The sequence below is a fragment of the Delftia sp. Cs1-4 genome (genome assembly GCF_000214395.1).
GTDB lineage: Bacteria > Pseudomonadota > Gammaproteobacteria > Burkholderiales > Burkholderiaceae_C > Comamonas > Comamonas acidovorans.
The window spans coordinates 5,904,837-5,918,189 of record NC_015563.1 but is presented as its reverse complement, the minus strand read 5'-3'; the positions used below and the strand labels follow the sequence as shown (position 1 = coordinate 5,918,189).

The 13,353-nt window shown below is 66.9% G+C and carries 10 protein-coding genes; 3 read left to right on the top strand and 7 right to left on the bottom strand.

Annotation, left to right across the window (positions count from 1 at the left end; genetic code table 11):
- Positions 1 to 44 precede the first annotated feature (44 nt).
- Entirely contained in the window at positions 45 to 608 is a 564-nt protein-coding gene (locus tag DELCS14_RS25970) for a DUF4124 domain-containing protein (RefSeq protein WP_013804269.1), read from the top strand.
- A gap of 14 nt (positions 609 to 622) precedes the next feature.
- Here the strand turns inward: DELCS14_RS25970 and DELCS14_RS25965 are convergent, their stop codons facing one another.
- The 5 genes from DELCS14_RS25965 to DELCS14_RS25945 all read right to left on the bottom strand — a co-directional run bounded on the left by DELCS14_RS25965 (position 623) and on the right by DELCS14_RS25945 (position 9,225).
- Positions 623 to 1,303, bottom strand: a complete 681-nt coding sequence (locus DELCS14_RS25965; RefSeq protein WP_013804268.1) for a Fe2+-dependent dioxygenase — start codon at positions 1,301 to 1,303, stop codon at positions 623 to 625.
- 110 nt (positions 1,304 to 1,413) lie between these two features.
- Positions 1,414 to 3,714 (bottom strand): catecholate siderophore receptor Fiu, encoded by a 2,301-nt coding sequence (locus tag DELCS14_RS25960; protein ID WP_013804267.1) that lies wholly within the window; start codon positions 3,712 to 3,714, stop codon positions 1,414 to 1,416.
- Between the two features lie 214 nt (positions 3,715 to 3,928).
- Entirely contained in the window at positions 3,929 to 6,229 is a 2,301-nt protein-coding gene (locus DELCS14_RS25955; protein ID WP_013804266.1) for a catecholate siderophore receptor Fiu, read from the bottom strand.
- Between the two features lie 237 nt (positions 6,230 to 6,466).
- Positions 6,467 to 7,438, bottom strand: a complete 972-nt coding sequence (locus tag DELCS14_RS25950; RefSeq protein WP_013804265.1) for an MBL fold metallo-hydrolase — start codon at positions 7,436 to 7,438, stop codon at positions 6,467 to 6,469.
- An 86-nt stretch (positions 7,439 to 7,524) separates the two neighbouring features.
- Positions 7,525 to 9,225: an AMP-binding protein gene (locus DELCS14_RS25945; RefSeq protein WP_013804264.1), complete on the bottom strand. Its 1,701-nt coding sequence runs from the start codon at positions 9,223 to 9,225 to the stop codon at positions 7,525 to 7,527.
- A gap of 170 nt (positions 9,226 to 9,395) precedes the next feature.
- Between DELCS14_RS25945 and DELCS14_RS25940 the strand changes: the two genes are divergently transcribed.
- On the top strand, positions 9,396 to 10,394 hold the full coding sequence (locus tag DELCS14_RS25940; protein WP_013804263.1) for an alpha/beta fold hydrolase: 999 nt from the start codon (positions 9,396 to 9,398) through the stop codon (positions 10,392 to 10,394).
- Here the strand turns inward: DELCS14_RS25940 and phhA are convergent.
- Together phhA and DELCS14_RS25930 are read right to left on the bottom strand one after the other, a co-directional pair.
- The gene (phhA, locus tag DELCS14_RS25935; RefSeq protein ID WP_013804262.1) at positions 10,343 to 11,239 is read right to left on the bottom strand and encodes a phenylalanine 4-monooxygenase; all 897 of its coding nucleotides are present in this window, start codon (positions 11,237 to 11,239) and stop codon (positions 10,343 to 10,345) included. The genes DELCS14_RS25940 and phhA overlap by 52 nt on opposite strands.
- 64 nt (positions 11,240 to 11,303) lie before the next feature.
- Entirely contained in the window at positions 11,304 to 12,386 is a 1,083-nt protein-coding gene (locus tag DELCS14_RS25930) for a tripartite tricarboxylate transporter substrate binding protein (RefSeq protein ID WP_013804261.1), read from the bottom strand.
- Positions 12,387 to 12,761: 375 nt separating this feature from the next.
- Here DELCS14_RS25930 and DELCS14_RS25925 point away from each other — a divergent pair, with 375 nt between their 5' ends.
- The gene (locus tag DELCS14_RS25925; RefSeq protein ID WP_012203199.1) at positions 12,762 to 13,244 is read left to right on the top strand and encodes an Lrp/AsnC family transcriptional regulator; all 483 of its coding nucleotides are present in this window, start codon (positions 12,762 to 12,764) and stop codon (positions 13,242 to 13,244) included.
- Positions 13,245 to 13,353 lie beyond the last annotated feature (109 nt).

Sequence of the window (13,353 nt, the reverse complement as noted above, 5' to 3'; positions counted from 1 at the left end):
GGCGGGCCGCATGCCGCGGCCCGGATACCGCAGGGGTTTCAACAATGAAAACAACATGGAGCCGCGCGGCCTGGGCCGCGCTGGGTCTTGCATGGGCGTGCACGGCGGCAGCGCAGCCGGTCTACAAATGGGTGGACGCGGAAGGGCGCACGCATTACGGATCGCAGCTGCCCACCGACCAGGCCGATGCCGGCCAGATCAAGGTATCGCCCAATGGCAGCTCGGGCGCAGGCTCGGGCCGGTTTGGCGAGGAGCGCAACCCCGACGGCACGAAGAAGCTGCCCAAGCAGGTGCGCGAGATGGCGGACGGCGTGGCCAAGGGCCTGAGCAAGGTCGACTCCAAGGAGGTGCCGCTGAACTGCGCCGCCGCCGTGGACAACATCCGCAGCCAGGTGGACACCATGGTCGAGAACGGGCAGAAGAACGTCAAGGGCGGCTACATCACCCAGGCGCAGTTCGATGCAACCGCCGGCAAGTTTCGCGAGGCGCGCACGCACGCCACGGTGGCCGACTGCCAGGCCGCCACGGGCCGCTCCAAGGCCATGTACCAGTGCATGTCCAGCAGCTACAACCACCTGATCGGCTGCGCGGAAAAGCACAAGCCCTGAAGCGATCCGATCCCTCAGGTCTCCGCCCACATGCGCAGCAGGTTGTGATATTGGCCCGCGAGGCTGAGGGTTTCGTCGGTCTCGCCCAGTTTTTCGCGCAGGCGCTGGATGGTCTGGTCCATCTCGAACAGCATGGCCCGGCGTGTGTCGTCGCGCACCATGCTCTGCGCCCAGAAGAAGGAGCACACGCGCTCGCCCCGGGTGACCGGTTCCACGCGGTGCAGGCTGGTGGAGGGGTAGAGGATGAGATCGCCGGCCGGCAGCTTGACCTCGTGCGTGCCGTAGGTGTCCACCACGACCAGCTCGCCGCCGTCGTAGTCCTCGGGATCGCAGAGGAAGAGGGTGCAGGACACATCGGTGCGCATCCACTGCTGCGCGCCTGACAGGCGCCGCGCCGCACCGTCCACGTGCAGGCCATAGGTTTCACTGTCCGCATAGCGGTTGAACAGCGGCGACATGGTGCGTGCGGGCAGGGCGGCACTGAAGTACAGCGCATTGGCCGCCAGCGCCTGCTCGATGATGCGGCCCTGCTCCAGTGCCACGGGCGAGTCTTCGGGCAACTGGCGGTTGCGCTTGACCCGGGCGCCCTGGCTGCCTGCCGTGGCACGGCCATCCACCCAGTCGGCGGCGTCGATGGCTGTGCGGATGGCAGTGATCTGCTGGCGCGTGAGCACGTCGGGAATGTGCAGCATCATGGTGCGGGTCCTCCTCGCATGGAAAAAGCCCCGGCGGGGCCGGGGCGGTACAGAGATTGTCGGCGCTCTGCGCGCGGCAAGGCCGGCGCGGCGGCCCGTCTTGCATCCACTCAGAAGCGGAAGTTCGCGGACACGCGCACGGAGCGCGGCGTGCCCGGGAAATAGCGGTAGCCGCTCTTGTTGATGGCGCCCACGTATTCCTTGTCGAACAGGTTGTAGAAGTTCAGCTGGATGTCGGCGTTCTTGTTGATGCGGTAGCTGGCCATGGCATCGAAGACCCAGTAGGCATCGGTGAAGTTGGGCGTGCCCACGGCGCCGTCGGTGCCACGCTTGAGTCCGCCCGAGTAGCGCGCCCCGCCAGCCAGCGTCAGGCCGAACGGGAACTGGTAGCTGGTCCACAGCGAGAAGGCGTTCTTGGGCGTGTAGGTCAGGCCGCTGGAGCCGTCCTGCGCCACGGTGGCACCCGTGTCCACCTTGGTGTTCTGGATGGTGTAGCCCGCCGTCACGCCCCAGGCCGGGCTGATTTGGCCCGTGGCGCCCAGCTCCAGACCCTGCACGATCTTCTTGCCGGTCTGTCCCACGGTGCCGTCAGGGTTGGTGACGATCTCGTTGGTGATCTCGGTGCGGAACAGCGCGCCTGTCAGCAGCAGGCGCTTGTCCATCAGCTCCCACTTGGTTCCCAGCTCGGCGGTCTTGGCCTTTTGCGGGTCCATGTTGGGATTGTTGGCGTTGTTGGCGGCCGTGGACAGCGTGAAGTTGGCACCGCCCGGTGGCTGCTGCGACAGGGCGTAGTTCACGTACACGCTGCCATTGGGCGCGGGCTTGTAGAGGCCGCCGATCTTCCAGCTCAGCAGGGTGTCGGAGGCCTCCAGGCCCACGGCGCTGGGCAGCACGGTGCCTGCAGGATTGCTGCCGCAGGCCGGGCCGCTGCGGCCGCCGCAGACGGCGCGTGCGTCGTACTGCGTCTTGTAGCGGTCCAGGCGCAGGCCGGCGTTGGCCTGCCACTGTTCGTTGAACTTGAGCGTGTCGAAGGCGTACAGCGCAAAGGTGTCGGTCGAGCCCTTGCTGTCGGCGCCGTTGCGCGACCAGTTCAGGCCGGAGCTGGGCACCTGCGGGTCATAGAGATTGGCATCGGGCCAGGCGCCTGTGGTGCCCGTGCCGTAGTTGCTCTGCTTCTCGCGCGTGATCTCCACCCCGGTGCTCAGCTCGTGCCGCACGCTGCCTGTCGCCAGCTTGGTCGTCAGGTTGGTCTGGTTGGTGACGATGTCGTTGACCTGGTTCTTGAAGGTCGGCAGGCTGCGCGCCACGGTCCAGTTGGCGGGGTTGCTGCTGTTGTTGGCGGACAGCGTCATGAAGGCCGTGAGCAGGTAGTCCTGCTTGGTGCGACCCCAGCGCGTGGTGTTGCGCAGCGTGGTGTCGGGCGTGAAGTCGTGTTCCACGCGCAGCGTGACCATGTCGGCCGTCACGTCGTCGTGGTCGGCGCTGGTGCCGTAGAAGCGGCTGGGGTCCACGGGGCGGCCCGCGTTCAGGCGCGCGTCGGTGTTGCTGTAGCCGGGCAGGCCGATGGTGGGCACGCCGCCGTCCGGCACATTGCTTTGCTTGACGTGCAGCACGTTCAGGTAGGTGCGCGTGTCGGTGTTCAGTCCGAAGGCGAACGACGGTGCGATGCCCCAGCGGTCGTTGGCCACGCGGTCGCGGCCGGCGACGCCGGCGTCCTGCACCATGGCGTTGAGCCGGAAGGCCGCGCCGCCCATGCCGGTCAGGCTCTTGTTCCAGTCCACGGTGGAGCGCTTGTAGCTGCCCGAACCCGCGCCCAGCGAGGCGCCGAAGCTGTCGGTCAGGCTGGGCTGCTTGGTGACCATGTTGATGGCACCGGTGGGGGCACTGCGGCCGTAGTCGGTGCTGGCCGGGCCCTTGGTGACTTCCACCTGCTCGGTGTTGAACACGTCGCGCGAGATGGAGCCCACGTCGCGCACGCCATCCACATAGATGCTGTTGGAGGTGTCGAAGCCGCGCATGTAGATGGCATCACCCGTGCTGGTGTTGCCGTTCTCGCCCGCGTAGAAGGTGCCTGCGCCGGGCACGTTGCGCAGCGCCTCGGTCAGCGTGGTGGCGCCTTGTTCCTGCAGCACCTGCTCCTTGATGACGGAGATGGTCTGCGTGGTGTCCACCAGCGGCTGGGTGAACTTGGGAGAGGAGACCTGCGCGGGCTCATAGCCGGTGCTGCGTGCGCCTTCGACCGTCACTTCCTTGAGGCTGGGCGCGGCATTGGTGCCAGGGGAAGAAGTCTGGGCCATTGCGGGCAGGCCCAGGGTGGCCAGGGCTGCGGCAGCAGCGATGAGACCGGCCGACGACGGGCGGCCGGCACCATGGTGTTTGCGGCTTTTGATGTACGTGTTGGAGTTCGCCATGTTGGAGGAGGGCGCAATGCCCGGCGCACGGGAGGGCGCCGTGGGCGGTGAATGTGCTGGCTTGCTGGTCGGATGGCGTGCAGGACGGCTCCGGTGCTGGCTGTAACAGAGGTCTATGTCTGTAGTGAAAATGATAGTGATTCTTAATAAAAATATAAGAACTATCTGATATCGCCTTGTCTGTTCGTTGCCGCTCGGCAACACCTCGCTGGCATCAGAACTTCAGCGTGGCCACGAGCCGGGCCGAGCGTGCTGGGCCCGGCATGTAGCGTGCGCCGTTGTTGTTGAGGCTGGCCACATATTTCTTGTCGGCCAGGTTGTAGACGTTCAGTTGAAGGCGCAGGTGCTTGCTGACCTCATAGGCCATGAAGGCGTCGTAGACCCAGTAGTCGCGTGTGCTGGGCATGTTGGTGGTGTCCGGCACGGCGGAATTGCTGACCAGGCGCGCCATCCTGGCCATGTAGCGTGCGCCACCACCCAGCGTCAGTCCGTTGCCGAAGCGGTACGTGGTCCAGCTGGTGAAACTGAGCTTGGGTGACCAGTTCAGGTGTGCGCCGGTCTGTGAAGACGTGCCCTGCTCAATCTTGGTGTTCATGCGTGCCAGGCCGGCCGTGACGTTCCAGGCCGGCGTAATCTGGCCGACGGCGCCCAGCTCGATCCCCTTGACCTGCTTCTTGCCATACTGGGTCACGGCACCCGTGACGTTGTCGATGGTGCCCAGGTCGTTGCGCACCGTGGTTTGGAACAGGGCGGCCGTCAGCAGCAGGCGGCGATCCAGGATGTCCCACTTGGTGCCCACTTCCAGGTTGGCGGCCTTGGAGGGGTCCATGCTGGAGTGGTTGATGTTGCCCTCCGTAGCACTGAGCGAGAAGTTGCTGCCGCCCGGCGGCTGCTGCGACGTCGAGATACCGGCGTAGATGCTGCCGTAGTCCACCGGCTTGAAGACCAGCCCCAGTTTTGTGCTTAGCAGGCTGCCGCTGCTGCTTAGTTGGCTGGTGGTCTGCGCACCCGTGGCGGCATTGGGTGCGGTGGTGTTGTCGTTGGCGCTGCGGTAGCGGTCCCAGCGCAGGCCGCCGTTGAGCTGCCACTGCGGACTGAACTCGATGCTGTCGAAGGCATACAGCGCGACGGTTCTGGTGTTGCCTTCGCTGATCTGGCCTGTGTAGCGGATGTCCTGGCCCGTGATTGGATCGTTGACGTTGGGGTCATAGAGGTTGGCGGGCGCCATGGTGCCGGCGCCCGTGCGTCCCCTGGAGGTCTGCTTCTCGTAGATCAGTTCCAGGCCCGCGCTCAGCGCGTGCTGCAGTCCGCCGGTCTTGAAACTCGATGAAAGATTGCTCTGGTTGGTGAGCAGTTGGTTGGATTGCCAGCGCAACTGGCGCGAGCGCGAGGCAGTCCAGGTGGCGGGGTCCGGGCGACCCACGGCGCTTGCGCCGCTTCCGTCGCTGACGATGCCCGAGGTGCCCGTGAGCAACTGGTCGATCTTGCTGCGTCCCACGCGCGTGATGTTGCGCACCGTGGTGCCGGGTGACAGGTCGTGCTCGAAGCGCACGGTGGCCTGGTTCAGCTCGGTCTTGCTGAAGTCGTCCAGGCTGCCGTAGAAGTTGGACGGGTCCACGGGCTGTATGTCTTTGATGCCCAGTATGGACAATGCGCCGTTGTAGAAGCCTGGAAGTCCCACGGTGGGCACGCCGCCATCGGGACGGTTGTCGTATTGCAGCAGTTGCATGTCGGCGATGAGGCGCGTGGGCGTGCCCAGCCCCAGGGCCAGCGATGGCGCCATGCCCATGCCCTGGTCGCGCACGAAGTCGCGGCCTGCGACACCACTGCTCTGGACCATGGCGTTCAGACGCAGGGCGGCGGTGTCGCCGAGCTGCCGGTTCAGGTCTGCAGTGGCGCGGTTGGTGTCGGCGGTGCCGGTGCCAAGGCGTATCTGCGACAGATCGCCCAGCATCGGCAGCTTGGTGCGCATGTTGATGCTGCCGGAAGGCGCGCCGCGCCCGTACTCGGAACCCGAGGCGCCCTTGACGATCTCGATGTCCTCGATGTTGAAGGTGTCGCGCACCGAGCTGCCCAGGTTGCGCACGCCGTCGATGAAGATGCTGCCTGTGGTGTCGAAGCCGCGCATGAAGATGTTGTCCTTGCTGTTGGAGTTGCCGCCTTCTCCCAGCAACAGGGTCACGCCGGGCGTGTTGCGCAAGGCTTCCTGCAAGGTGGTTGCTTCCTGTTCCTCCATGACTTCCCGGCGTATCACCGACAGGGTCTGGGGCGTGTCCACCAGCGGGCGGGTGAACTTGGGGGATGCTGCCTTTTGCGCCTTGTAGCCACCGTCATGGCGGTCGCGGACCTGGACTTCCCCGAGTGTCTGGTCCAGCGGAGCTGGCGTGGCGGGCTGCGCCTGGATCTGCATCGGCAGGCTCAGTGCCATCAGCGTGGCGGCGATGCCCACGGCATGCGGCCGTGTCGCAGCCGCGCAGTGCTTGCGGCCGGTGATGTGATTGGTGTGGTGAGCCATGCCCGCCTCCCTCGCTGTGCATGATTGGATGCTGGCTGGCGGGGCGGCTGGACGCGGAGCGCGTCATGTGGCAGGCCTGAGGCTCGCTCTGATCAGCGCAGGCACTTGGCCTGCAGTGCGATTCCCGTGGACGTCAGGAGCGCCTTTTTGCTGATCAGCGAATGCTAGTCATTGCCATTTGTGAAATCTATCAGAGCATTCTTAATTTCTTTTACGTCTATCGCAGATCTGTTTCGTTCAGGCGTTGTGAACCCATTCGCCCTCGCGCTGCGCCGCGCCCGATTGCACCAGCGCATCCACCAGCGTGCGGCTCCAGTGCTCGGCGGTTTCGTGGCTGAAATAGCCTGCATGCAGCATGCCGAAGTAGGGCGTGGCGGCCAGCCAGGCCAGCAGATCGGTGGTGCGTATGCGCTGCCAGTCCAGCAGCCGGTACTTGAGCAGCACCTTGGCCGCGTAGAGCGCGTGGCGCTCGGGGGCGCGCACAAAGCCGTCCAGGCGGCGGCGCGCCGTGTCCAGCGCGGCGGCCACGCCCGTGAAAACGCCGCCGTGGCCGGGGACGATGGTGAGCGGTGCCAGGCCTTCGATCACGTCGAGCGTGGCGGCCACCTCGTCGAAGGCGCTCAGGCCCTCGATCTCGGGGAAGACCACGCCGAAGCCGTTTTCCCAGAGCGCGTCGGCCGAGATCAGGGTGCGGCTGGCGGGCTCGAACAGGATGATGGAGTGCGGATCGTGCCCGGGCGCGGCATGGATCTGCCAGTCGCGTCCCGACAGCCGCACGCTGGTGCCGGGCTGCAGCACGCCGGTCAGCGCAAATTGCGGGCATTCCTGGCCGGTGGGCGTGTAGCTCAGTGCAGCGGGGTTCCAGTCGCGCACGAAGGCGGCCTGGCCCGGTGCGGCGTAGGTCCGGGCCTGCGGCCAGCGCGCCTGCAAGGCAGCATTGCCGCCGCAGTGATCGCTGTGCAGATGGGTGTTGAGGATGCGTGCCAGCGGTTGGCCGGCCAGCGTCTGCTCGACCAGCAGCACGGTCTGCCCGGCATGGCTGACGTAGCCGGTATCGACCACGGCAGCGCCGTCGTCCTGCGGGTCGTCCACAGGGACATCGGTATCGGCGGCGAAGACGATGTTGTTGGCCGACAGCCAGCCGCGCTCCAGCACGGTCATGCCGGGGGGCAGCGCGGCGCTGTCGCTGGTTGGGGCGGAAGTTGTCATGAGGAGGCGAGGCGGCTTTTGCCCGAGGCTAACAGCCGCAGGCAGCCACGGCTGACGCGTGGGCTACAGCTGCGGCCGTGCGGGTTTCAGGCGGGATCGCGCAGGGCGCGCCTGAGGATCTTGCCTACGTTGGTCTTGGGCAGTTCGTCGCGGAACTCCACCGTGCGCGGGCGCTTGTAGCCGGTGAGCTGGTCATGGCAAAAGCGCATCACCTGTTCCTCGGTCAGTGCCGGGTCGCTGCGCACCACGTAGACCTTGATGGCCTCGCCCTGGCGCTCGTCGGCCACGCCCACGGCTGCGCATTCGAGCACGCCGGGGCACATGGAGATCACGTTCTCCAGCTCGTTCGGATAGACGTTGAAGCCGCTGACCACCATCATGTCCTTCTTGCGGTCGATGATGCGGGTGAAGCCCTCCTGGTCCATCACGCCGATGTCGCCGGTGCGCATGTAGCCGTCGGCCGTGAAGGCCTTGGCGGTTTCGTCGGGCTGGTTGTAGTAGCCGCGCATGACGTTGGGGCCCTTGATGCACAGCTCGCCGGCCTCTCCCATGGGCAGGTCGCGGCCTTCGTCGTCCTTGATGGCGATGGAGATGCCCGGCAGCGGCAGGCCGATGGTGCCGCTGAAGGAGGTGGTGATGACGGGGTTGTTGGTGCCGATGGCGCAGGTCTCGCTCATGCCCCAGCCTTCGATCATCACGCTGCCCGTGACCTGCTGCCACTGGCGCGCCGTGCCCTCGCTGGCGGCCATGCCCCCGGCCTGCGACACGCGCAGTTGCGAGAAGTCCAGCTCGCGGAACTGGGCGTTGTTGAGCAGGGCATTGAACAGGGTGTTGACGGCCGGCAGGATGTGGAAGGGCCGTTTTTGCAGCACCTTGACGAACTTGGGGATGTCGCGCGGATTGGGGATCAGGCTCAGGCTGGCGCCCATGCGCATGGCAAACAGGCTCACCGTGAGCGCGAAGATGTGGTACAGCGGCAGCGCCGCGATGATGTGCGTGTCCTGGGCCTTCACGCGGCCATGCAGCGCGGGCGTGAACCAGGCATGGGCCTGCAGCGTGGCGGCCACGATGCAGCGGTGGGTGAGCACGGCGCCCTTGGACAGGCCCGTGGTGCCGCCCGTGTACTGCAGAAAGGCCACCGAATCCAGCCCCGCCTGGCTGGGCCGCAGCTCTTTCTGGGCGCCGCGCGCCAGCGCCTGGGAAAAGGTCGTGACCTCGCGCACCGTGCCGCCCGAGCCGTCCAGCGGCAGGCTGTAGGCTGGCACCATCTTGGCCAGGTGGCGCACGGCGAAGGTGATCCAGCTGCCGTACATGCCGCCCAGCAGATCGCCCATGGCCGTGACGCAGACATGGCGTATGGCGCTGCGCTCGATCACGTCGGCCAGGGTGTGGGCGAAGTTCTCCAGGATGATGATGGCCGTGGCGCCCGAGTCCTTGAGCTGGTGCTCCAGCTCGCGCGGGGTGTACAGCGGATTGACGTTGACGCAGGTGTAGCCGGCGCGCAGCACGGCCGCCATGCTGACGGCGAACTGCGGCACATTGGGCAGCATGATGGCCACGCGCGCATCGGGCTCCAGGCCCAGCCCCTGCAGCCAGGCGCCCAGGCGGGTGGACAGCTGGTCCAGCTCGCGGTAGCTCATCCAGCGGTCCATGCAGACCGAAAAGGGCAGGTCCGCATGCTGGGTGAAGGCCTCCTCCAGCAGGTGTGTGAGCGAGCGGTATTGCTCGGGATGCACCTCGTGAGGCACATCGGCGGGATAGTTCTTGAGCCAGGGCGCAGCGTCCATGCAGGGTACCTTGGGTTGCTGGGAAGACAGGGGGACAGCGAAGTTGCAGGCGCCGGTCGGCCGGCCACCGCTGCGGCCGATTCTGGTCAGGCGGGTGCTTTGCGGTCTACACGGGGTTGTCCTAGGGCCTGTGCTACGTTGGCTTCTTTTTTCATTGGGGACGGGCTGCCGTGAACGCACGCATTCTGCAAATGGTGGCGCTGGGCACGCTGGCGGGCGCCGCGGCCTGGCTGGCATGGTGGTGGCCGCGTTCACCCGGACTGGCGCTGGCGGGGGCGCTGCTGGGCCTGTGCTGGCCGGGCCTGCACCTGGGCCTGCAGATGGTGTTGATGCGCCGCGTGGTGCGCAAGGAGGGGGCACCTGTGCCGTCGTGGCGCACGGTGGCGGCGGCCTGGCTGGCCGAGTGGCGGTTGGCCGTGCAGGTGTTTGGCTGGCGGCTGCCGTTTCGCGCCCGTGCCCAGGCCGATGGCTGGCCTGACGGCGGCACCACCGGCCAAGTGGGTGCGATGGGCCAGGTGGGCGTGGTGCTGGTCCACGGGTTCTTCTGCAACCGCGCGGTCTGGGCGCCCTGGCTGCGGCGGCTCAAGAGAGGCGGCATTGCCTGCGCTGCCATGACGCTGGAGCCGGCGCATGGCGCATCCATCGATGCCATGGTGGCCGACCTTGACGCCTGCGCGCGCCGCATGGCCCAGGCCACTGGGCGCGCTCCGCTGATCGTGGCGCACAGCATGGGTGGCCTGGTGGTGCGGGCCTGGCTGGGGCAACTGTCGGCGCAGGAGCGCCCGCAACTGGCGGCCCATGTGGTGACGCTGGCCACCCCACACCGTGGCACCTGGATGGCGCGCTTCGCCCATGGCCTGCCGGCGCTGCAGATGCGCATGGACAGCGCCTGGCTGCAGCGCCTGGGGCCGCCGCCCTCGGACGTGCCCTTCAGCTGCTGGTGGAGCTGCTGCGACAACATCGTCTTTCCATTCCCCGTGGCCACGCTGCCGGGGCAGGATGCGCACCGCCTGGACGATGTGGCCCACGTGCAGCTGGTGTTCGACGAGCGCGTCTGGCGCTTTTGCCTGGCGCTGCGCGAGCGGCTTGAGGCTGCAGATTCCTGCAGCGCCGATTCCTACAGAGCGACCTCGCCCGGCAGCAGCGCATCTGCCGCGACGGTGGGCTGATCGCGCAGCTGGCGGTACAGCGGCTCGAAATCGGCGGCCGTGAGGTCGAACAGCTGCTGCAGGTCGTCGATCACGAAGTAGGTGTGCTGGTAGCTGTCGATCTTGTAGAGCGTGCGCATGGCGCGCTCCAGCGACAGCGGCAGGCGCTGCGGCTCGGGGCTGCGCACCGAGTAGTTGAGTTCGCCCGATGAACTGAGAATGCCCGCGCCATAGGCGCGCAGGCCGCCCTGCTCGCGGATCAGGCCGAATTCGATGGTGTACCAGTACAGGCGCGACAGCATCTCGCAGGCGCCCAGCTCGGCCGCCTTGAGCCCGCCCTGGCCGTAGGCCTGGATGTAGTCGGCGATGACGGGGCTGAACAGCAGCGGCACATGGCCGAAGAGGTCGTGGAAGACATCGGGCTCGACGATGTACTCGAACTCCTCGGGCTTGCGGATCCAGTCCGTGACCGGGAATTTGCGGTTGGCCAGCAGCGAGAAGAAGGGCACCTCGGGAATCAGCCCGGGCACGCCGACGATCTCCCAGCCCGTGGCGCGGCGCAGGCGCTCGTTGACTTCCTCGAAGCGCGGAATGCGGTCCTTGGCGCCCAGCGAGGGCAGGGCGTCGATGAAGTGCTGGCTTGCCAGGCCCGGCAGCAGGGCGGACTGGCGCTCGTACAGGCGCCGGTAGGTGTCGTGGTCGGCCTCGGTGTAGGCGTCGTAGTCCTGCGCGCAGGTGTAGTCGTCGCTGGCGCGGCTGTAGTCGCCGCGCGGGGGGCGGTCGGCCTGGCCGTAGACCACAGGTGCCACACCGGGGGCGTGGGCGGGGGCGTGGGACGAGGTGGGGGTCGCTGCGGTGCTCATCATGGTGCTCTCCAAGGATCTTGTCATTGCCGCCCCAGGCCGGGGGCAGGCAAGGCACCTGCGCGGCTCAGAGCTGGCGGATTCGGGCGGCCTGTACCAGCAGGCCGTATTTGCTGTGCTCGGAACGCACAAAGCGCGCGAACTCCTGCAGTTGCAGCTCTTCGGGCAGCGCGCCCATGGCGGACAGGGTGTCCTGCACCGGGCGGCTGCGCATGGCCTGCGAGAACGCGGCGGCATGGCGCTGCGCCTGTTCCGCGGGCCAGCTGGCCGGTGCAAACAGGCCGAACCAGTTGGCCATGTTGAAGCCCTGCACCGTGTCGTTGAGGCTGGGCACCTCGGGCAGCAGGGGCGCGCGCTCCAGCGTGGTCACGGCCAGGGCCTGCAGCCGCCCTGCGCGGATGTGCGGCAGCGAAGACGCCAGGCTGTCGAACAGCAGGTCGGCCGAGCCGTCGAGCAGGGCCGACAGTGCCGGCTGCGTGCCGCCGAAGGGCAGGTGCAGCAGCGGCAGCCGCGTGAGCATCTGGTACATCTCGCCCGACAGGTGGCCGCTGCTGCCCGGCCCGCCCGAGGCATAGCGCAGCGGCTGGCGGTGCTTTGCAAGAAAGCGCTGCAGGTCCAGCGGCGTGCGTATGCGCCACTGGCGTGCCAGATCGCTGCGCATGACCAGCACATTGGGCATGCGCGCCACCAGCACCAGCGGCTGGAAGTCGCGCAGCGGGTCGTAGCCCAGCTGGGGCTGCAGCCAGGGCAGCACGGCATGGGTGGCGGCCGCGCCCATCAGCAGCAAGCGGTCCTGGGCGGTGGCCTGGGCGACCATGTTGGAGCCCTTGGCGCCGCCGTCGCCCGGCACATAGAGGATCTGGATGGCTCCCAGCTTCGCGGTGCTGGCCTCGACCAGCGGCCGTGCCGTGCGGTCCAGCGGGCCGCCGGCCGCATAGGGAACGATCAGGGTCAGGGAGTCGGGCTTCGCATCGCGCGTCTGGGCGGCGGAGGGCTGCTGGGCCTGCGCCGCCGCAGGCAGCCAGGGCAGGGCGGCCAGTGCTGCCAGCAGGCTGCGCCGCGCCAACCGGGCCGACGGCTGCGGGCCGGCTGGCGCAGGCGCTCGGGCATGGCGTGACATGGCGCGGTTGGCGTCGTGGCGGGGCGTCATGGCGTGAAGCGAAATGGAGGCGATCCCCGCAGTATAGGCAGCGTGGGCAGGCCGGAAGGCGTGGACGATGCATGTCCCGTTGGCGCTTGACTGTTTGCGCGCAGGCCTGGGCGGCAGCCTGGTTCAGCGGGGCATTCATGGGGATCTCCGGCCAGTTCAGTGCAGGACAGTCGGACGGGCGCCATGGCCGGCGCCTGCGTCTTCTCGATCGGTGCTGTCACTGTAGGCGGGAGGGGCTTCAGCTTTTTGCCGTTTGCCCGTGGAGGGAAAATGCGAAATGCATGAAAATTGCGGAAATCTTTCGTTTATCGCAATTTAACTGGTTAATTCGGGTTAACCCTGAAGAAATCCGTACTTATTTACGAGTCCACCGCCATGAGCGCCACGCACAACATCGACAAACTGGATCGGGCCATTTTGCGCCGCCTGCAGGCCAACGGCCGGGAAACCTATGACGTCATCGGGGAGCAGGTCGGCCTGTCTCCCAGCGCCGTGCTGCGCCGGGTCAAGCGCCTGGAAGACGGCGGTGTGATCGATCGCTATGTGGCCCTGGTCCAGCCCGAGACGGTGGGCCTGGGGCTGACCGCCTATCTCAACGTGCGCCTGGAAAAGTACACCGAGACCAGCAAGCGCAACCCCATGGACGTGTTCCGCGCCAGCGTGCAGACTTGGCCCGAGGTGGTGGAATGCGTGTCACTGACCGGCGAAATGGACTACCTGATGCGCGTGGTCGTGGCCGATATGCAGCACTACACGCGCTTCGTCATGGACACCTTGCTCAAGCACCCCAGCGTGCAGGACTGCAAGACCAGCTTCGTGATGGACCGGGTGAAGGTGACCACGGCGGTGCCTCTGTAGCCACGAAGGCTCGGACAGGGGGCCTGGCCGTCGAGAGGTGCAGGGAGGGAAAATTGGTTTGCATGCCAAAACCTTACGGTTTTGTTGCATTGCAATATCTCCGTTGCTC